The organism is Marinobacterium marinum (genome assembly GCF_013868415.1).
Lineage (GTDB): Bacteria > Pseudomonadota > Gammaproteobacteria > Pseudomonadales > Balneatricaceae > Marinobacterium > Marinobacterium marinum.
Genome location: NZ_JACEMT010000035.1, coordinates 16,947 through 36,662, shown reverse-complemented (window position 1 = coordinate 36,662; position 19,716 = coordinate 16,947). Strand labels below are relative to the sequence as shown.

Below are 19,716 nucleotides of genomic sequence, written 5' to 3'. Positions count from 1 at the left end.
ACAAGATTCGACAACGCCGATTTTCATATCCGTATTCCGGCTTGACCTAACCAGCGGAGGACCCCGTTATGTTCAAGCAGATGGAACACGCCGGTCTGACCGACCTTCACTTCGGTCTGGATCCGGCCAGCGGCTTGAAGGCCATTATTGCCATTCATTCGACCGCTCGAGGTGCCGCCATCGGCGGTTGTCGCTGTATCCACTATGCCCGTGAGCAGGATGCCGTCACCGATGCCCTGCGACTGGCCCATGGCATGAGCTACAAGGCAGCCCTGGCCGGTCTGCCCCATGGCGGTGGCAAGGCTGTCATCATCGAACCCGAACAACCCTATGACCGTCACCACCTGATGGCCGCCTTCGGTCGCTTTGTTGAGCAGCTCGGCGGGCGTTATATCACGGCCATGGACAGCGGTACCGAGGTCAGCGACATGGACAGCATTGCCACCACAACCCGTTTTGTCAGCTGTACCAGCGCCAGCGGCGACCCTTCGCCACATACGGCTTTGGGCGTTTTTGCAGGTATTCAGGCGGCAGTTCGACATCGTCTGGGACGTACCACACTCGAGGGACTGACCGTCAGCATTCAGGGGCTGGGGCATGTCGGCCACGCCATCGCCGCGCGATTACACGCGGCCGGAGCCCGCCTGATCGTTTCCGATATCGACCCGGACAAGGTCCGCCTGTGTGTCGACCAGTTTGACGCCAAAGCGGTGGCAGCCGATGCCATTTATGCGGTCGAGGCAGATGTGTTCTGCCCCTGCGGTCTGGGTGCCATTCTCAATGCCACCACCATCCCGCAACTCAACTGCGCGCTGGTCGCCGGCAGCGCCAATAACCAGCTGGCCGAAGATGAGGACGGCAACCGCCTGCGGGCACGAAATATCCTCTACGCGCCGGACTATGTCATCAATGCAGGCGGACTTATCCACGTGGCTCTGCATCATGCCGGTATTGACGGCGAGCAGCGCGATGCCAAAATTCGCGCCATTGGCGACACCCTGACACACCTGTTCAATGAGGCCGACCGTACCCGCCAGTCAGTCCATCATGTGGCCGACCTGCATGCAGAAGCGCTGCTCAAAGCCGCAACCACTCCCCTTTCTGAACAGGAGCATCGCCATGCATGAAGTCAGCTATCAAGGCGAAATCCGCCTGACCCGCTATCTGGATGACGCGGGCAATCCGCTGGCCGACATGCCCGCCTGGGCCTGCGGCGAGACGCCCTGGGTCGGCTACTACCAGCAGATGGTGCTGGCGCGCCAGTTCGATACACGGGCCATCAGCCTGCAACGCACCGGCCAGCTGGGAACCTATGCCTCCCTGTTAGGAGCCGAAGCCATTGACGTGGTCTGCGCATCCTTGATGCAAGCGGAAGACGTACTGGTACCCTACTATCGCAATCATGCCATGCAGATGATACGCGGCACACCCATGGCCCAGCTGTTGCTTTACTGGGGCGGGGACGAACGCGGCAGCGCCGCGCCGGAAATGCACCGAGACCTGCCCAATGCGGTGCCGATTGCCACCCAATGCCTGCACGCCTGTGGTGTCGCCACGGCTCTCAAGCTGCGCAATGAACATCAGGCTGTCCTGACCATGATCGGTGATGGCGGCACATCCAAGGGCGACTTTTTGGAAGCCATCAACGTGGCCGGTGCCTGGCAACTGCCGGTTGTCTTTATTATCAACAACAACCAGTGGGCCATCTCGGTCCCGCGCAGTAAGCAGTGTATTGCTCCCACCCTGGCTCAGAAAGCCCTGGGGGCCGGTATTCGTGGCGAACAGGTCGACGGCAACGACGCCGTCGCTCTGCATGATGTGGTCGGCCAGGCACTGGAGCGGGCGCGAGCGGGCAAGGGCCCCACTCTGATCGAAGCCCTCAGCTACCGCCTGTCTGATCATACAACTGCCGACGATGCGACCCGCTACCGCCCCGCCGACGAGCTGAAAGCCGCCTGGACCCGAGACCCCGTCGCTCGGCTGCGCAACTGGCTACACCGGCAAGCACTCTGGGACGAGGTGCGAGAGCAATCCTGGCTGGCGGAAGCACGCCAGCTGGTTGAGGCCGCAATCACCGTGTATCAAGCAACGCCACCACAGGGCGTGGATGAACTGTATAACCATCTGTACGCCGAATGTCCGGCGGAGCTGGCCGAGCAGCGCGAACAGGCGCAGACCCGGCAGCAACGCCGTCAACAGGGAGGGGCCGACCATGAATAACCATGCCATCACCCTGCTGGAAGCTGTCAACCTGGCCCTGGCTCGTGCCCTTGAGGACGACTCCGATGTGGTGCTGATGGGCGAAGACATTGGCGCCAATGGCGGCGTTTTCCGCGCGACCGATGGACTTCAGGCCCGCTTTGGCGAACGCCGTGTTATTGATACGCCGCTGGCGGAAACCATGATTGCCGGCCTGAGTGTCGGCCTGTCGACGCAGGGGATTCGTACTGTTGCGGAAATTCAGTTCATGGGGTTCATTTTTCCGGCCCTCGAGCATCTGATCGCCCACGCAGCCCGCATGCGCAACCGTACCCGGGGACGTCTGAGCTGCCCGATGGTGCTGCGGGCGCCCTTTGGTGGCGGCATCCATGCGCCTGAGCACCATTCCGAAAGTACCGAAGCGCTGCTGGCGCACATACCGGGGTTACGAGTCGTCATCCCCTCGTCTCCGGTGCGCGCCTATGGCCTGCTGCTGGCTGCCATACGCTGCGACGATCCGGTCATTTTTCTGGAACCCAAGCGAATTTACCGTGCCAGTAAAACGCTGGTGGAAGATGACGGTAACGCTTTGCCGCTGGACACCTGTTTCACCCTGCGAGAAGGCCGGGATATCACCCTGATCAGCTGGGGTGCCATGATTCAGGAGACCCTTGCGGCGGCTCACCGACTGGAGCAGGAAGACGACATCCTGTGCGAAGTAATTGATGTCGCTACACTCAATCCCATCGACCATGCCACACTGATCGCCTCAGTCAAAAAAACCGGCCGTTGCGTCATCATCCACGAAGCACCTCATCATGGCGGTCTGGGTGCCGAAATATCGGCCACCCTTTGCGAGCAAGTACTCACATCCCTGCAAGCTCCGCCCAGGCGGGTCACCGGTGATGACACCATCATGCCCTATTACCGCAATGAACAGCTGTATCTGCCCGATGTTGACGACATCATCATGGCGGTCAAAGAGACCATGGAGTATTCAGGATGAAATATTTCAAACTGCCCGACCTGGGCGAAGGCCTGCCCGAAGCCGAAATCGTTGAATGGCATGTACAGGAGGGCGACCGGGTTGAAGTAGACCAGATTCTGCTCTCGGTCGAAACCGCCAAGGCGATCGTCGAAATTCCTTCGCCTCAAGCCGGAGTGATCGCTCACACTTTTGGCCGTGCCGGCGAGACCGTACATACCGGTGAGCCTTTGGTGGAGTTTGCCGGTGAACAGGAAACCGACAGTGGCACCGTGGTCGGCCAATTGAACCAGTCAACGACCCACGACAACCAACAGGAAAGCTTTATTATCGGTGCGGCCCCCAGCAGTCTCCAGGCCGCCCGGTACTCCAGTACCCCCGCCGTACGCGCCCTGGCATTGCGGCTGGGCGTTAACCTGGACACCGTAAGCGGTAGTGGTCCCGAGGGCCGCGTCACCAGCCGAGATGTCGAGCGAGCGGCTGAAATCGACCAGTCATTCGGGACCGCCGAACCTCTGAAAGGCGTACGCAAGCAGATGGCCCGAGCCATGGCGATGTCTCACGCAGAAGTCGTGCCGGTTAGCCTGTACGAAGATGCCGATATCGATCACTGGCCCGAAGGGACGGATATCACCATGCGTCTGGTACAGGCGATTGCGGCGGCCTGCCAGCAGGCACCCGACCTGAATGCCTGGTTCGATGGTCGACAACTGACGCGACGTTTGCACGACCGGGTCGACTTGGGCGTTGCCGTCAACACCGACCAGGGGTTGTTCGTACCCGTGCTGCGCGATATTGCCCGACGCTCGAGCAATGATCTGCGCAATGGCCTCAATCAGCTCAGGAAGGACGTCAAGGCCCGTGCCATTCCACCGTCCGAGATGCAGGGCGCAACCATTACACTAAGCAATTTCGGTACACTGGCAGGCCGCTATGCCAGTCCGGTCGTACTGCCTCCGCAAGTCGCCATTGTGGGCGCAGGCGTTATTCGCCCCATGCCGGTAGCCGCTGATGGCAGCCTGTGCATACACCGCATTCTGCCGTTGTCACTGACGTTCGACCATCGAGCAGCCACCGGAGGAGAGGCGGCTCATTTCATGCACGCGCTGCTGCAGTCGCTGGCCGAATAACTCCGGGCGAAGGGGAAGCCGCCCTCCCCTTCGCTACCCCCTGCCGGCACAAGCATACAGATCCGCTTCTATACTTTTTTACCCTCACTTACCGCCTTGACTCTGCCCAATCTGGACTACACTGAAAACAGCGAAGAACGCTGGCTGCCGGTTTATAAGCATTTGAATTCCCAGAGGCTAGCGCAAATAACAGGAAGGTGAGCATGAGCATCTTTGACCACTACAAGGCCCGTTATTCATCGATCCAGCAGGAAGAGATGAGCCTGCAGGAATACCTCAACCTGTGCAAGGAGACCCCTGAAGTCTACGCCAATGCGGCCGAGCGCATGCTCAAGGCCATTGGTGAACCCGAGGTGGTGGATACCGCACGCGATCCACGTCTCAGCCGCATTTTTTCCAACAAGGTCATCAAGCGCTACCCCGCTTTCAACGAGTTTTACGGCATGGAAGAGGCGATCGAGAATATCGTGTCCTACTTCCGGCACGCCGCCCAGGGACTGGAAGAAAAGAAACAGATTCTGTACCTGCTCGGCCCGGTTGGCGGCGGTAAGTCCTCACTGGCTGAACGGCTGAAGCACCTGATGGAACATATCCCCTTTTATGCCATCAAGGGCTCGCCGGTTTTCGAATCAGCTCTCGGCCTGTTCAACCCCGAAGAGGATGCCAATATTCTGGAGCAGGAGTACGGCATTCCCCGTCGTTACCTGAACGGTATCATGTCGCCCTGGGCCGTGAAGCGTCTGCACGAGTATGGCGGCGATATCACTCAATTCAGGGTGGTCAAGCTCTACCCCTCCATCCTGGACCAGATCGGCATCGCCAAGACCGAGCCGGGGGATGAAAACAACCAGGATATTTCCAGCCTGGTCGGCAAGGTTGATATCCGCAAACTGGAAGAATATCCACAGCACGACCCGGATGCCTACAGCTTCTCGGGGGCACTCTGCCGCGCCAACCAGGGGATGATGGAATTCGTCGAGATGTTCAAGGCCCCAATCAAGGTACTGCACCCGCTGCTGACCGCCACCCAGGAAGGCAACTACAACAGCACCGAAGGTATGGGCGCCATTCCCTATGACGGTATTCTGCTCGCCCACTCCAACGAATCCGAGTGGCAGAGTTTCAAGAACAACAAGACCAATGAAGCGTTCATTGACCGTGTCTATATCGTCAAGGTGCCCTATTGCACACGTGTCACCGAAGAAGTGCATATCTACGAGAAACTGCTGGAGAACAGCTCCTTGAACGAAGCGCCCTGTGCGCCGGATACCCTGAGTATGCTGGCCCAGTTCACGGTTTTGTCACGCGTCAAGGAACCGGAAAACTCCAGTGTCTACTCGAAAATGCGCATCTACGACGGTGAAAACCTGAAAGATACCGATCCGCGTGCCAAATCCATGCAGGAATACAAGGATGCCGCCGGCGTCAACGAAGGCATGGATGGTCTGTCGACCCGCTTCGCGTTCAAGATTCTGTCCAAGGTGTTCAACTTTGACCCCACCGAAGTAGCTGCCAACCCGGTACATCTGATGTACGTGCTGGAACGGGAAATCAGCCAACAGCAGTTCCCGAACGACATTCAGGATCGCTATCTGGGCCACTTGAAGGAATACATCGCACCCCAGTATATCGACTTTCTCGGCAAAGAGATTCAAACCGCGTATCTGGAGTCTTACTCCGAGTACGGACAGAATATTTTCGACCGTTATGTAACCTATGCCGATTTCTGGATTCAGGATCAGGAATATCGCGACCCGGAAACCGGCGACATTCTGGACCGTCAGGCAATTAACGAGGAACTGGAGAAAATCGAGAAACCGGCCGGTATCAGTAATCCCAAGGACTTTCGCCACGAAATCGTCAATTTTGTGCTGCGCGCCAGAGCCAGCAATAATGGCAAGAACCCGGCCTGGAACAGCTATGAAAAAATGCGTTCGGTCATCGAGAAGAAAATGTTCGCCAACACCGAGGACCTGTTGCCGGTCATTTCATTCAATCCGAAAGCGTCCTCCGATGATCAGAAAAAGCACGGCGAATTTGTTAAACGCATGATCCAGCGTGGCTATACCGAGAAACAGGTCCGTTTGCTGTCCGAATGGTATATCCGCGTACGCAAATCGCAGTAAGCCCACAACAGGGAGTTGTACACAAAGGAAGGAACTGAACCGAGCAGCCCGGCAGGCATTGCCGGCGCTGCCCTCCGGGAGCCCGATATATGAGCTATATCATCGATCGCCGAGAGAACGCGAAGAAAAAAAGCACGGTCAACCGCCAGCGCTTTTTGCGTCGCTACAAGCAGCATATTAAAAAGGCTGTGGAAGAGGCGATACACGACCGTTCGATCAGGGATATCGACCAGGGCGGACAGGTGACCATTCCCAAGCGCGATATTTCCGAACCCGCCTTTCATCATGGGGAAGGCGGTATTCGTCACAAGATCTTTCCCGGTAACCAGGAATTCATTGAGGGGGACGAATTCCGCCGCCCGGAAAGCGGAGGCGGCGCGGGTTCTGGCCAGGGCAAGGCCAGTAATCAGGGAGAAGGCGAAGACGACTTTACCTTCAATATCAGCCAGGAAGAGTTTCTGGATTTCATGTTTGAAGACCTGGAGCTGCCCTGGATGGTACGCAAGCAGCTGAAAGACGCCACTTCATTCGAAACGCGCCGCGCCGGTTTTACCAGTTCGGGCTCTCCTGAAAAGCTGCACATCGTGCGCTCCCTCAGAGCGGCCCACGCACGCCGAATCGCGCTCACCGACAAGGAAACACGGCAGCAGATTCGAGCTCTGCGCAAGGAACTGTGGGCTCTGGAAGAAGCCCCACCTTCGCTCGAACGCAATGAAAAACTCGATGCTTTGCGCCTGCGCATCCGGGAACTGGAGAAAACTTCAAGCAAGCTGCCATTTCTGGATGACTTTGACCTGCGCTACACCAACCTGGTCCGCGTGCCCATGCCTTCCAGCAAGGCTGTCATGTTCTGCGTCATGGACGTCTCCGGCTCCATGACGCAAAGCATCAAGGATATCGCCAAACGCTTTTTCATCCTGCTTTACCTGTTTCTGAACCGCAACTACAAGCAGATTGAAGTCGTATTCGTACGTCACCATACGCACGCCAAGGAAGTCGATGAACAGGAGTTTTTCTACTCCCGCGAAACCGGCGGCACCATCGTCTCCAGCGCGCTGGCATTAAGTGCCGACATCATTGAAGCCCGCTACCCGCCGGTGGACTGGAATATCTATATCGCTCAAGCCTCCGATGGCGATAACTGGGATGGCGACTCGGCTACCTGCAGCAAGATATTGACCGAGCGAATCCTGCCCAAGACCCAGTACTACGCCTATGTCGAGATCACCAGTGGGCCGCATCAAAATCTGTGGCACGAATACGAACATGTCCAGGAAGCCTTCAAGGAACAGTTTGCCATGCAGCAGATTACCGATGCCGGTGAAATCTATCCGGTATTCCGCCGCCTGTTCGAAAAGCGCACGGAGGGTGCCCATGAATCGTCCTAAAGCCCGCCAACCGATCTCCACCGGATCGGACTGGACCTTTGAGTTGATAGAAACCTATGACCGCGAGATTGGCCGCATCGCCGCCGACTTCGGCCTGGACACCTACCCCAACCAGATCGAGGTCATCACCTCGGAACAGATGATGGACGCCTATTCTTCAGTCGGCATGCCCTTGAACTACAATCACTGGTCGTTCGGCAAACAGTTCGTCGAGACCGAACAGAACTACAAGCGCGGTCGCATGGGACTGGCCTACGAGATCGTCATCAACTCCGACCCCTGTATTGCCTACCTGATGGAAGAAAACACCATCACCATGCAGGCTCTGGTCATTGCCCATGCCTGTTACGGGCACAACTCCTTTTTCAAAGGAAACTACCTGTTTCGAACCTGGACCGACGCCAGCGCCATTATCGACTACCTGCTGTTTGCCAAGAACTTTATTCGCCGCTGTGAAGAGCGGCACGGTGTCGATGAAGTCGAACAGCTGCTCGATTCATGCCACGCACTGATGAATTATGGAGTCAACCGCTATAAGCGTCCGCGCCCTCTGACGGCAGCCGAGGAGCGTGAACGCCAGTGTGCCCGCGAAGAGTACATCCAGCGCCACCTGAATGATCTGTGGAACACAACCATTCCCCAGCGTGGCGAGGACGACGCCGCTCAACACCCCCACTTCCCGACAGAGCCCGAGGAAAACATCCTCTACTTTATCGAGAAAAACGCCCCCCTGCTCGAGCCCTGGCAACGCGAAGTGATCCGCATTGTGCGCAAGGTTGCACAGTACTTTTATCCACAGAAACAAACCCAGGTGATGAACGAAGGCTGGGCCTGCTTCTGGCACTACACCCTGCTGCACCAGCTGTATGACGAAGGCCTGGTGACCGAAGGCTTCATGATGGAGTTTCTGCACTCTCACTCCAGCGTGATCTACCAGCCTCCCTTCAACAGTCCTCACTTCAACGGGATCAACCCTTACACCCTGGGCTACAACATGATGCAGGATATCCGCCGCATCTGTGAAAACCCCACCGCTGAAGATCACGAATGGTTTCCGGATATTGCCGGCAGTCACTGGCGTGAAACACTGATGGACGCCATGCACAACTACAAGGATGAAAGCTTTATTCTGCAGTTTTTGTCGCCACGCCTGATCCGTGAACTCAAGCTGTTCTCGATTATGGACGACAGCAGTCGCCCGACTCTGAGAGTCGACGCCATTCATAACGAGCGCGGCTACCGAGCCATTCGCGAAGCGCTGGCGGCGCAGTACAACCTGGGCAATCGCGAGCCCAATATACAGGTCTACAATGTCAATGTACGGGGCGATCGCGCCCTGACACTGCGACATTACATGCATAATGGACAGCCTTTGGGCGACTCAACCAATGAAGTGCTCAAGCACCTGCACCGGCTCTGGGGATTCGATATTCGACTGGAGTCCGTGACCACAGACGGCGCTGTTGTCCAGGCCTATGCCTGTCCGCCGCAGGCACAGGAGCTGGCTGTTGAGAGTATTGGCTAGGCCGTTATACTGGTGGCTACTACTTTCAACGATAACAAGAGCGTGTTATGGACTGTCTGTTTTGTAAAATCCTCGCCGGCGACATTCCGGCCGAGGTTGTCTACGAAGATGATCAGGTACTGGCATTTCGTGATATCAACCCGCAGGCTCCCTTTCACTGCCTGATTATCCCGCGCAAGCATATTGCCACGCTGAACGACATCGCGGACGAAGATCAGGCACTGGTGGGGCACATGATCCAGGCGGCTGGCGTAATTGCCAAGCAACAGGGTTTTGATGAAAGCGGCTACCGGACCGTGTTCAACTGCAATACGCACGGTGGGCAAACGGTCTACCACATTCACCTGCACCTGCTGGGCGGCAAACCGTTGGGCTGGCCTCCCTATCAGGACACGCTGAAAACACCGGTGGAATAACCGCCTCCACGGCCGGGTTTCATGCTCGGCCTGTCCCCCTGTTGTCTTCGATCAACCCCTGTCGCTTTTCGTTACCACTTTATGTTGCACCGCGTCATAATGGATTCACTATGGATCATTAGTTTGATGGCTTGTTAAACAGAGGGATTGTTCATGTCGATTACTGCCGATTCACCCGCGTCTACCGAAACACCTCCCATGCATGACCAGCTTGAGTTTTTCATCGAGCAGGCATGCAAGAGTGGCCCCATTCGTACGGCTGTTGTCCATCCGGTCGATCACAATAGCCTGCTCGGTGCCATTGAGGCTGCCGAACGAGGGCTTATCGAACCCTTGCTGATCGGACCGGAAGCCAAAATTCGTGCGGCTGCCGAGGCCGACAATATCGACCTGGCGCCCTACCACATCATTCCGACCGAACACAGCCATGAAGCCGCAGAATGCGCCTGCTCTCTGGTCCGGCAAGCCAAGGCCGACGCACTGATGAAAGGCAGCCTGGGAACATCGGAGTTGCTCAGCGCCGTAATCCACAAGACCAAGGGCATCCGCACCGAACGCCGTCTGAGCCACGTATTTGTCTTCGACGTGCCCAACTACCACAAGCCCCTGGTCATCACCGATGCGGCCATCAATGTCTCGCCCGACCTGAGCATCAAACGCGACATCGTCCAGAACGCCATCGATTTTTGTCAGTCACTGGGGAACAGCCAGCCCAAGGTTGCCATTCTGGCGGCGGTCGAAAAGGTCAAGCCCGGCATGCAAAGCACCATCGATGCCGCTGCCCTGTGCAAGATGGCGGATCGTGGACAGATCAATGGAGGTATCATTGATGGCCCCCTGGCGTTTGATAACGCCATTTCCTTGCAGGCCGCCATCGACAAGCATATCAAGTCACCGGTTTCCGGTGATGCCGATATTCTTCTGGCGCCCGACCTTGAAGCGGCGAACATGATCGCCAAGCAGTTGATCTATCTGGCAGATGCCAAGTCAGCTGGCCTGGCCGTAGGCGCACGCGTACCCATTATTCTGACCAGCCGTGCCGAAGGCACTCTGGGCCGCCTGGCCTCCTGCGCATTGGCCTCACATATGGTTCACCATGCCAAGGGAGGGAAATAATGGATACCATCCTGACGGTCAATGGCGGTTCCTCCAGTCTTAAATGCGGCCTCTATACCTTGCACGAAGGTGCACTGCGTTGCCTGATTCACCTGAAAGTGGAAAACCTGTCAGGGTGCCCAACCCTGTTCAAGGTCCGTGACGAGCAGAACCGGGTACTGGACTCCAGCGAGCTGGAGTGCCAATCAATCCCTGATGACCAGCGGCACCAGTTCGCCCTGCAGACGGTTCTGCGCTGGGTCGAAACACACCAACCCGAGGCGCGATTGATTGCAACCGGTCACCGAGTAGTTCATGGCGGCGATCGCTACTCGACCCCCGTTCTGCTGGACGACGCCAAACTGGCTGATCTGAGCACGCTGATTCCACTGGCGCCCCTGCATCAACCCTTTAACCTGAAACTGGTGCAGGCCTGCCGCGAACTGGCTCCGGAGCTGCCGGTCATCGCCTGCTTCGATACCATGTTTCATGCTTCTCAACCACGGCTTGAGCGCCTGTATGCACTGCCCCGCCGTCTGGCCGAAAAGGGCGTACATCGATACGGGTTTCACGGTCTGTCCTACGAATATATCCAACGTCAGCTGACTCTGACGGGCAAGGGACAGCTGAATACCATCGCTTGCCACCTGGGAGCCGGCGCCAGCATGTGTGCGATTCGTAACGGACACTCGATCGCGTCCAGCATGGGGTTTACCGCTGTAGAAGGCCTGCCCATGGGCAGCCGCACCGGCAACCTGGATCCGGGGGTACTGCTGTACCTGATGCGCGAGGAAGGCATGGATGTCGATGCTTTGGAGCATCTGCTATACAAGGAAAGCGGCTGGCTGGGCATTTCGGGCATCAGCTCTGACATGAAAACGCTGCATCAGGCCGATGCTCCAGCCGCCGAAGAAGCGATAGAGCTGTTCTGTTACCGCATTGCCCTGGAAATGGGCCGGCTGACAGCCGCGCTGGAAGGCGTCGAGCAGATCGTCTTCTCCGGCGGCGTCGGTGAAAATGACGCCGATGTCCGCGCCCGCGTGCTCAAACGCTGCAGCTGGCTGGGCATCACCCTGGATGAAGCCGCCAACCAACGTAACGACAGGGTCATCAGCACGAACGACTCGGCCATCAGGGTACGCGTCATGCCCACCAACGAAGAGCTGATGATCGCCACTCATGTGCACGAGCTGCTGCACTGAACGATATTCCAGCCGTTACCGACAGGCCGACATCCGTCGGCCTGTCCTTCTTTCACTTCTGGGCAGCGACCTTGGCCTGACGCTGCCGCACCATTTCGAACAGGCATACGCCAGTCGCCACTGATACGTTGAGACTGCTCACCTCGCCCGCCATGGGAATACTGACCAGCTGGTCACAGTTCTCACGAGTCAGACGACGCATCCCCTTGCCTTCAGCACCCATGACCAGCGCCTGAGGGCCTGTCAGGTCTACCGCATACAACTCACCGTCCGCTTCCCCTGCAGTACCGGTAATCCAGATACCGCGCTCTTGCAACGCCTGCAGGGTACGCGCCAGATTGGTGACCTGAATATAGGGCACGACTTCGGCTGCTCCACACGCCACCTTGGCCACCGTGGCATTCAGCGGCGCCGATTTATCCTTGGGCGCAATGACCAGAGCAACTCCTGCCGCATCGGCCGTGCGCAGGCAGGCCCCCAGGTTATGCGGGTCGGTCACCCCGTCCAACACCAGTATCAGCGGTGCGCTCCCGGCATTATCCAACAATGCGCCCAGCGCCTTTTCCGACAACGCCTTGATCGGCTCACATTCCGCGATAACGCCCTGATGGCGCCCCCCACCGGCACGCTGATCCAGTTGAGCCCGAGGTTCTTCAACGACCTTGATCCGCTGAGCCTCCGCCTTGTCCAGCAAACGCTGCAGACGCTCATCACCACGTCCCTGCTGCACCAGCAAACGACGCACACGGCCGGGGTTACGGTTCAACAGGCTGGTAACAGCATGCAGACCAAAGATATCGGTTTGGCTCATGGGACTCCCAATGTGCAAGAGAAGGAATAACGACCATCTATTATGCGGCAAAAGACACAAAAAAACCGCCCTGAGGCGGTTTTCTCAACGAGGGAGTCCGCGATCAGCCTTCCAGACCGGCAAAAACCTTGTTGCGGATATCGTCAACGCTGCCAACACCTTCAACGTACACATATGCAGGTGCCTTGGCTTCGCCTCGCTCGTTCCAGCCACGGTAATAGCTGATCAGGGGCTCGGTCTGCTCATGGTATACATTCAAACGCTGACGCACGGTCTCTTCCTTGTCGTCTTCACGCTGTACCAGTTCCTCACCGGTAACGTCATCCTGACCTTCGGTTTTCGGCGGATTGAACACCACATGGTAGGTACGGCCAGACGCCGGGTGTACACGACGACCACTCATGCGCTTGATAATTTCTTCATCGGCCACATCGATCTCAACCACGGCATCGATATCAACACCGGCATCCTTCAAGGCATCAGCCTGAGGAATCGTACGCGGGAAACCGTCGAACAGGAAACCCTTGGCGCAATCCGCTTCGGTGATACGCTCCTTCACCAGGCCGATAATGATGTCATCGGATACCAGACCACCGGCATCCATCACTTCCTTGGCCTGCTTGCCCAGCGGGGTACCCGCCTTGACCGCTGCACGCAGCATGTCGCCGGTGGAGATCTGGGGGATACCGTATTTTTCAGTAATGAACTGGGCTTGCGTGCCCTTACCCGCACCGGGTGCTCCAAGCAGAATAATGCGCATGTATCATGTCTCCTGAACGTTATAGTAATCGGTAAAGCTGAGCGCGGTTGCCATGCCACCGCGCTGAAATTTGGCTACAGGGGTCTCTTCAGGCTATCCGCCAGGGCCCCTTGAATACAATTCGACATTAGATCTAACAGGGGTCGATTGTTGACAAGGTCATCGAGATTACGCAAAGCCTGTAGGTGATTCAACCCTCTTGGAACGGGAATTTGTCAGCCGGTATTGCGCATACCCGCCGAAATTCCCGCCATGGTAATCATCAATGCCTGCTCCAGACGCTGGTCAGGCTGGTTACGATCCCTGAATAACAATTCGGCCTGCAGAACATGCAAGGGATCGATATAGGGGTTACGCACCTCGATGGATTGTCGAATCACGCTATTCCCTTCCAGCAGCCGCGGCTCCCGCTTGATCAGTTTGACCTGTTCAACCGCCTGTTCCAACCGCAGGCGCAGGCTGGAGCCCAACGATTGCAACTCGGGTGATACCAAACGTCGTTCATAGTACGCCGAGATGTTCACGTCACTCTTGGCCAACACCATTTCCAGCATGTCGATCCAGGACTGGAAAAAAGGCCACTCCCTGTACATTTCGTGCAACAGCGGCAATTGTTCGTCCGTAATGGCCATTTTGAGCGCGGCCCCCGACCCCAGCCACGCCGGCAGCATCAAACGCGTCTGCGTCCAGGCAAAAATCCAGGGAATGGCTCTGAGGCTTTCAACTCCCCCATCCGCACGGCGCTTGGCCGGACGCGACCCCAGTGGCAGCTTGGCCAGCTCCTGCTCCGGCGTCAGCGCACGAAAATAGGGAACGAACTGCGGCTCATCGCGTACCAGTGAACGGTAAATCGTCATCCCGCAGGCCGCCATATCATCCATCAGGGTACGCCAGGACGACCGTGCTTCAGGCCCGGGGCTCAGCGTTGCCTTCAGGACAGCGGCGGTATACAGGGTCAGGTTGCGTACGGCAATTTCGGGAATACCGAACTTGAAGCGTATCATCTCCCCCTGCTCGGTCACCCTCAGACTGCCGCCCACCGAACCCGGTGGCTGGGCCAGAATGGCCGTATGACTGGGACCGCCACCGCGCCCGACAGTACCGCCACGACCATGAAACAGAGTCAATCGAACACCTTCCCGGTGACACAATCGAGTCAGTGCTTCCTGAGCCCGGTACTGCCCCCAGGCTGCGGCCAGCTGTCCTGCATCCTTGGAAGAGTCGGAATAGCCGATCATCACTTCCTGATGGCCGTCGATGTAGTCCCGGTACCAGTCGATCGACAGCAGAGCCGCAATGCAATCGGGCGCATTGTCCAGATCGTCCAGCGTTTCAAACAGCGGCACCACCCGCATGTTGTGCTCAACACCTACCTCCTGCAACAGAAGATTGACGGCCAGCACATCGGAAGGCTTACTGGCCATGGAGATGACATAGGAGCCCAGGCTGTATTCAGGGTTGGCGGCGATCACGCGACAGGTGTTGATCACTTCCATCACGCTTTCACCAGGCTGCCAGCGGTGCGGCAGCAATGGCCGGCGTGTCCTCAGTTCCTGCAGTAAAAACGCCTGCTTGCGGGCTTCATCCCACTCGCTGTAACGCCCCAGCTGGTAAAACTCGCTCAAGGCATCCAGGACCTCGGTGTGACGGTCCGCATTCTGCCGCACATCCACACGCACCAGGGTCAGGCCGAAACAGGCAATACGGCGCAGTACATCTTCCAACGCGCCCGACGCGATACAGGACATGCCGGACTCAAGCAGAGAACGATGACACACCAGCAGCGGCTCCAGCAGTTCATCCAGGTCACTGATCCAGCGTTCGGGGTTGCCGGGGCGGCCTTTCAGGTAGTCCTCAATGCCGTTACGGGTTTCCAACAGACGGCTGCGGACTCGACTCAGCAGTTCCCGATAGGGTTCGGGGTGGCCGTCGGTCAATTGCCGCAATTCCGCATTCGCTTCATGCATGGAGAGCTCGGCACGCAGTTGATCAACATCGCGAGCATAAAGATCAGCGGCCATCCAGCGTGCCAGCAACAGTACTTCTGAGGTCACTTCCGCCGTCACATTGGGATTGCCATCACGATCCCCTCCCATCCAGGAGGAGAAGTGTACCGGGCTGCACGTCAAGGGCAGGCTAACCCCCAGCTCGTCCCGCAGCCGAGCATCCAGCAAGCGCAGGAACTGCGGCATCGCGCTCCACAAGGAGTTTTCGATCACGGCAAAGCCCCACTTGGCCTCTTCAACCGGTGTCGGGCGATGCTGTCGTATTTCATTGGTGTGCCAAATCTGGCTGATCAGACGATCCAGACGTGTTTGCACCGGTTCGCCTCGGTCACGCTGCTTCAGCGTTTCGGCGATGGCATCATACTTCTGAATCAGGGTACGGCGATTGACCTCGGTCGGGTGGGCGGTCAGCACCAGATCAATACTGAGCGACTGAATACAGGACAAGACCTCTTCCTCGCTTCGGCCTTCGGTCTTGAATTCGGCAAACAGCTGATCCAGTAGATCAATCTCTTCATCCCCGGCCGTTTCCAGATGCCGGCGCACCCGGTGGTGCTCTTCAGCAATATTGGCCAGGTTCAGAAACTGGGTAAACGCCCGTGCGATCGGCAGGACTTCATCTTCATTCAGATCATCCAGTGCCTGACGCAGCTGGTCCTGACTGGCATCTTCGTGCAGGCGCGCCGATTTGGCCAGCTTGCGAACATGCTCAACCCGCGCCAGAAACGACGAGCCCAGGTGGGTTTCCATGGTACGTCCCAGGCTTTCGCCCAGAACACGGACATCATCACGCAACGCTTCATGCAGGTCACTCATGCCATCCTCTCCATCCGATTCCATAGACACTGATGCTAACCGATCAGGCGGCCTGACCGGTAGCAACACTTGGTATGAAATTCAAGACAGGAGCAGAGTGGTCGCCGAGGCCCCGATAGTGACTAGAGCCCTTTGGCCTTGGCCTCGTCCCACCACTGATCCAGCTGGCTCAGCTCCAGCTGTTTCCAGTCGTGACCACCGCTTCTAACCTGTTGTTCAACATGGCCGAAACGGCGCTCGAACTTGCCGTTGGTATTGCGTAGAGCCTGCTCGGGATCGATCTCCAGGTGGCGTGCCAGATTCACCTGAGCAAACAGCAGGTCACCAATCTCTTCCCGCTCATTATCTCGATCTCCGGCCTCCAGAGCCGCGCGCAGTTCAGCAATTTCTTCTTCGATCTTATCAATAACCCCGCCAATTTCGGGCCAGTCAAACCCGACCCGGGCGGCGCGGCGCTGCAACTTGGCGGCTCGGCTCAAACCCGGCAGGTTCAGCGGGACATCATCCAGCACCCCGGTGCGAGATTTGGCATTGCGTTCCTGCTGCTTGATCGCTTCCCAATTGCTATCGACCTGCTCCACGGCAAGCGCATTGGCGCCCTTGCCGTCCAGAGTGCCATCGGGAAACACGTGGGGATGGCGCCGGATCAGCTTGGCAACCAGCTGAGCGATGATTGCGCGCAGATCAAACCAGCCTCGCTCATCAGCCATGCGCGCATAGAACACCACTTGAAACAGCAGATCTCCCAGCTCATCCTTCAGGTGAAGCCAGTCCTCACGCTCGATACAGTCGGCCACTTCATAGGCTTCTTCCAGTGTGTGTGGCACGATACTGGCGAATGTCTGCTCCAGATCCCAAGGGCAACCGGAATCCGGGGTTCTCAGCGCATCCATCAACCGGATCAGATCATCAAGGGTATAGTCCATACTCAGGCTCCGGTGCGCTCTCGATGTACATCCAGCACATTGGGAACCTGATTGATTTTGTCCATCAAACGCCCAAGCCGCTCCAGGCGCGGTATTTCAACTGTCAGAGTGAGCCTCGCCATGTTGTTTTTGCGATCGGTCAGGGTGTTGGCTGCCAAAATGTTCATTTTTTCATTGCTCAGTACCATCATCACATCCCGCAACAGCCCCGGACGATCAAAGGCTTCGATGGTCATGTCTACCGGGTAGGTCTGTTCATGCTCATCCCCCCAGTCCACACTGATCACCCGGTCCGGTTCGTTTTCACGCAGCGTCATCAGGTTGAGGCAATCCTCGTGATGGATCGAAATACCGCGTCCCTGAGTGATGTACCCCATAATCGGATCACCGGGAACCGGCTTACAACAGGTCGCCAACGTAGTCAGCAGGTTGCCGATCCCCTGGATATTGATACCGCTGCCACCTTTGCGCGGACATGAAGTCGAGCGGCTGGCGGGCAGTTCCAGGTCCATCTGGGGTGCGGAACGCTCCGGTTCAACCTGACGCTGTGCCTCGTGAATAATTTGGGACAGGCGCAAGTCCCCCGCGCCCAGCGCGGCGCACAGATCTTCGGCCACCTTGTAATTCAGGGCCTTGGCGATCTTGTCCAGATCAATAGCATTCGGGTCCAGCGCCAGCCGCCTGAATTCGCGCAAAATGATGTCGCGGCCCGCGTCGGCGTTTTGCTCCTTGGCTTGCAGTTTGAACCAGTGCGCCACCTTCGCCCGTGCCCGAGAAGTGGTGACAAAACCGTAATTGCTGTTGAGCCAGTCGCGGCGCGGCGCCTCTTCCCGAGAGGTCATGATTTCGACCTGGTCCCCGGTTTTCAACGACTTGTTCAGTGGAATAATGCGCCCGTTCACTTTGGCACCACGACAGCGATGCCCAACCTCTGTATGTACACGGTAGGCAAAATCAACTGCTGTCGCGCCCTTCGGCAAATCAATTACATGGCCATCCGGTGTGAAGACATAGACCCTGTCCTGGATGACATCGCCACGCAGCATGTCACCCAGTGCCTCGGTATCACCCAGCTCGTCATGCCATTCCAGCACCTGCCGCAACCAGGCAATTTTTTCTTCGTAGCCGTCACCTCGCGACTGGGTATCCGTTCCCTTGTACAGATGATGGGCACAAACGCCCAGTTCAGCCTCGTCATGCATGGCAAAGGTACGGATCTGGACTTCAAGCACCTTGCCTTCCGGACCAAATACCGCCGTATGCAGCGAGCGGTAACCGTTCGGTTTGGGAGAGGCGATATAATCATCAAACTCATGTGGAATATTGCGCCAAAGGCCGTGCACGATTCCCAGAACGGTGTAGCAGTCGCGAATTTCCGGCACCAGAATACGGACGGCGCGCACATCGTAGACCTGGCTGAAGTCGATGTTCTTGCGCTGCATTTTTCGCCAGATGCTATAGATATGCTTGGCCCGCCCCATGACCTCGCCATCGATGGCAGCATCCTCCAGGCGGCTGCGCAACAGCTCGACAACCTGGTTGATGAACAACTGGCGGTCGAGCCTTTTCTCATCCAGCAGACGGGCGATATGCTTGTAATCATTGGGTTTCAGATAGCGGAAGGAAAGGTCTTCCAGTTCCCATTTGATATGGCCGATGCCCAAACGGTGTGCCAGGGGCGCGTAGATATCAAACACTTCCCGTGCGACCAGGTAGCGTTTCTTGCGGTCTCCGTTCTTGACGCCACGGATGGCACAGGTGCGTTCGGCAATCTTGATCAGCGCTACACGCACGTCATCAATCATGGCCACCAGCATCTTGCGCACATTGTCGACCTGCGCAACGCCGGTTCCCAGCACGGCATCATCAGAGCGTGGGTTCTTGCGGCTACCGATGGCAGCCATCTGCAATACGCCGTCTATCAGACCGGCGATGGTATTGCCGAAACGCTCACGTACAACATCAAGCGCCAGCTTTCGCTCTCGTACGGAGCGGTAGAGGATGGCAGCAACCAGCGTCTCCTGATCCTGCTGCAACTCGGCCAGTATCTGAGTCATTTCCAGGCCGGTATAATAGCTGCCGCCCGTATTCTGTGCCCAATCGTCATCCATATCGGCAACGGCAGCCCTGGCCTCCTTGGCCAGCAGGCAAGCCTGCCTGATCTGCTCAATATCGCTGATTTCGACCTGCTGCTGCAGCCGCAGCAACCAGAGGTCCAAATCGACTGTGCCATCTTCCCGTATCGGGTGATCTTCTCGAACCTTCACCATGGCCTGAGCCACTCCTGTCTTGCCCCCGGCGACGATTACGAAAAAACGGGCGTCAGCCGGT

The 19,716-nt window shown here is 57.4% G+C and carries 15 protein-coding genes; 10 read left to right on the top strand and 5 right to left on the bottom strand.

All coding sequences use genetic code 11. The features are described from left to right. The first annotated feature begins 68 nt into the window (after positions 1-68). From H1S06_RS03310 to H1S06_RS03265, 10 genes are all read left to right on the top strand, one after another. Positions 69-1,127 (top strand): Leu/Phe/Val dehydrogenase, encoded by a 1,059-nt coding sequence (locus H1S06_RS03310; protein ID WP_181737214.1) that lies wholly within the window; start codon positions 69-71, stop codon positions 1,125-1,127. Next, a complete protein-coding gene (pdhA, locus tag H1S06_RS03305) occupies positions 1,120-2,220 on the top strand; it encodes a pyruvate dehydrogenase (acetyl-transferring) E1 component subunit alpha (RefSeq protein WP_181737212.1) in 1,101 nt (366 codons plus the stop codon). Before H1S06_RS03310 ends, pdhA begins: the two co-directional genes overlap by 8 nt. After that, entirely contained in the window at positions 2,213-3,205 is a 993-nt protein-coding gene (locus tag H1S06_RS03300; protein WP_181737209.1) for an alpha-ketoacid dehydrogenase subunit beta, read from the top strand. The genes pdhA and H1S06_RS03300 overlap by 8 nt, the downstream gene beginning before the upstream one ends. Beyond that, a complete protein-coding gene (locus tag H1S06_RS03295; RefSeq protein ID WP_181737207.1) occupies positions 3,202-4,314 on the top strand; it encodes a dihydrolipoamide acetyltransferase family protein in 1,113 nt (370 codons plus the stop codon). Before H1S06_RS03300 ends, H1S06_RS03295 begins: the two co-directional genes overlap by 4 nt. A 203-nt stretch (positions 4,315-4,517) precedes the next feature. After that, positions 4,518-6,440, top strand: coding sequence for a PrkA family serine protein kinase (locus H1S06_RS03290; RefSeq protein ID WP_181737204.1), 1,923 nt, complete (start codon positions 4,518-4,520; stop codon positions 6,438-6,440). 89 nt (positions 6,441-6,529) lie between these two features. Beyond that, positions 6,530-7,828 carry a YeaH/YhbH family protein gene (locus H1S06_RS03285; protein ID WP_181737202.1) on the top strand — a complete coding sequence of 433 codons (1,299 nt, stop codon included), beginning with the start codon at positions 6,530-6,532 and terminating at the stop codon, positions 7,826-7,828. Beyond that, complete coding sequence (locus H1S06_RS03280; RefSeq protein WP_181737200.1) at positions 7,815-9,353, top strand: SpoVR family protein; 1,539 nt, start codon at positions 7,815-7,817, stop codon at positions 9,351-9,353. The genes H1S06_RS03285 and H1S06_RS03280 overlap by 14 nt, the downstream gene beginning before the upstream one ends. A 47-nt stretch (positions 9,354-9,400) precedes the next feature. Continuing rightward, positions 9,401-9,769: a histidine triad nucleotide-binding protein gene (locus tag H1S06_RS03275; RefSeq protein WP_181737198.1), complete on the top strand. Its 369-nt coding sequence runs from the start codon at positions 9,401-9,403 to the stop codon at positions 9,767-9,769. 153 nt (positions 9,770-9,922) lie between these two features. After that, positions 9,923-10,885: a bifunctional enoyl-CoA hydratase/phosphate acetyltransferase gene (locus H1S06_RS03270; protein WP_181737196.1), complete on the top strand. Its 963-nt coding sequence runs from the start codon at positions 9,923-9,925 to the stop codon at positions 10,883-10,885. Further along, positions 10,885-12,066: an acetate/propionate family kinase gene (locus H1S06_RS03265; protein WP_181737194.1), complete on the top strand. Its 1,182-nt coding sequence runs from the start codon at positions 10,885-10,887 to the stop codon at positions 12,064-12,066. Before H1S06_RS03270 ends, H1S06_RS03265 begins: the two co-directional genes overlap by 1 nt. Positions 12,067-12,118: 52 nt before the next feature. Here the strand turns inward: H1S06_RS03265 and rlmB are convergent, their stop codons facing one another. The 5 genes from rlmB to relA form a co-directional block, all read right to left on the bottom strand. Next, a complete protein-coding gene (gene rlmB, locus H1S06_RS03260) occupies positions 12,119-12,877 on the bottom strand; it encodes a 23S rRNA (guanosine(2251)-2'-O)-methyltransferase RlmB (protein ID WP_181737192.1) in 759 nt (252 codons plus the stop codon). A gap of 103 nt (positions 12,878-12,980) precedes the next feature. Beyond that, positions 12,981-13,637, bottom strand: a complete 657-nt coding sequence (gene adk / locus H1S06_RS03255; protein ID WP_181737190.1) for an adenylate kinase — start codon at positions 13,635-13,637, stop codon at positions 12,981-12,983. Between the two features lie 215 nt (positions 13,638-13,852). Continuing rightward, positions 13,853-16,459, bottom strand: a complete 2,607-nt coding sequence (ppc, locus tag H1S06_RS03250) for a phosphoenolpyruvate carboxylase (protein WP_181737189.1) — start codon at positions 16,457-16,459, stop codon at positions 13,853-13,855. Positions 16,460-16,581: 122 nt separating this feature from the next. Next, positions 16,582-17,385 carry a nucleoside triphosphate pyrophosphohydrolase gene (gene mazG, locus H1S06_RS03245; RefSeq protein WP_181737187.1) on the bottom strand — a complete coding sequence of 268 codons (804 nt, stop codon included), beginning with the start codon at positions 17,383-17,385 and terminating at the stop codon, positions 16,582-16,584. Positions 17,386-17,387: 2 nt separating this feature from the next. After that, positions 17,388-19,655: a GTP diphosphokinase gene (gene relA / locus H1S06_RS03240; protein ID WP_181737185.1), complete on the bottom strand. Its 2,268-nt coding sequence runs from the start codon at positions 19,653-19,655 to the stop codon at positions 17,388-17,390. Between the last annotated feature and the right edge of the window lie 61 nt (positions 19,656-19,716).

What these genes read in the sequence shown, in the direction of transcription:
- H1S06_RS03310 (WP_181737214.1), top strand. Translation starts at nt 69, where the DNA reads ATGTTCAAGCAGATGGAACACGCCGGTCTGACCGACCTTCACTTCGGT.
- pdhA (WP_181737212.1), top strand. Translation starts at nt 1,120, where the DNA reads ATGCATGAAGTCAGCTATCAAGGCGAAATCCGCCTGACCCGCTATCTG.
- H1S06_RS03300 (WP_181737209.1), top strand. Translation starts at nt 2,213, where the DNA reads ATGAATAACCATGCCATCACCCTGCTGGAAGCTGTCAACCTGGCCCTG.
- H1S06_RS03295 (WP_181737207.1), top strand. Translation starts at nt 3,202, where the DNA reads ATGAAATATTTCAAACTGCCCGACCTGGGCGAAGGCCTGCCCGAAGCC.
- H1S06_RS03290 (WP_181737204.1), top strand. Translation starts at nt 4,518, where the DNA reads ATGAGCATCTTTGACCACTACAAGGCCCGTTATTCATCGATCCAGCAG.
- H1S06_RS03285 (WP_181737202.1), top strand. Translation starts at nt 6,530, where the DNA reads ATGAGCTATATCATCGATCGCCGAGAGAACGCGAAGAAAAAAAGCACG.
- H1S06_RS03280 (WP_181737200.1), top strand. Translation starts at nt 7,815, where the DNA reads ATGAATCGTCCTAAAGCCCGCCAACCGATCTCCACCGGATCGGACTGG.
- H1S06_RS03275 (WP_181737198.1), top strand. Translation starts at nt 9,401, where the DNA reads ATGGACTGTCTGTTTTGTAAAATCCTCGCCGGCGACATTCCGGCCGAG.
- H1S06_RS03270 (WP_181737196.1), top strand. Translation starts at nt 9,923, where the DNA reads ATGTCGATTACTGCCGATTCACCCGCGTCTACCGAAACACCTCCCATG.
- H1S06_RS03265 (WP_181737194.1), top strand. Translation starts at nt 10,885, where the DNA reads ATGGATACCATCCTGACGGTCAATGGCGGTTCCTCCAGTCTTAAATGC.
- rlmB (WP_181737192.1), bottom strand. Translation starts at nt 12,877, where the DNA reads ATGAGCCAAACCGATATCTTTGGTCTGCATGCTGTTACCAGCCTGTTG.
- adk (WP_181737190.1), bottom strand. Translation starts at nt 13,637, where the DNA reads ATGCGCATTATTCTGCTTGGAGCACCCGGTGCGGGTAAGGGCACGCAA.
- ppc (WP_181737189.1), bottom strand. Translation starts at nt 16,459, where the DNA reads ATGAGTGACCTGCATGAAGCGTTGCGTGATGATGTCCGTGTTCTGGGC.
- mazG (WP_181737187.1), bottom strand. Translation starts at nt 17,385, where the DNA reads ATGGACTATACCCTTGATGATCTGATCCGGTTGATGGATGCGCTGAGA.
- relA (WP_181737185.1), bottom strand. Translation starts at nt 19,655, where the DNA reads ATGGTGAAGGTTCGAGAAGATCACCCGATACGGGAAGATGGCACAGTC.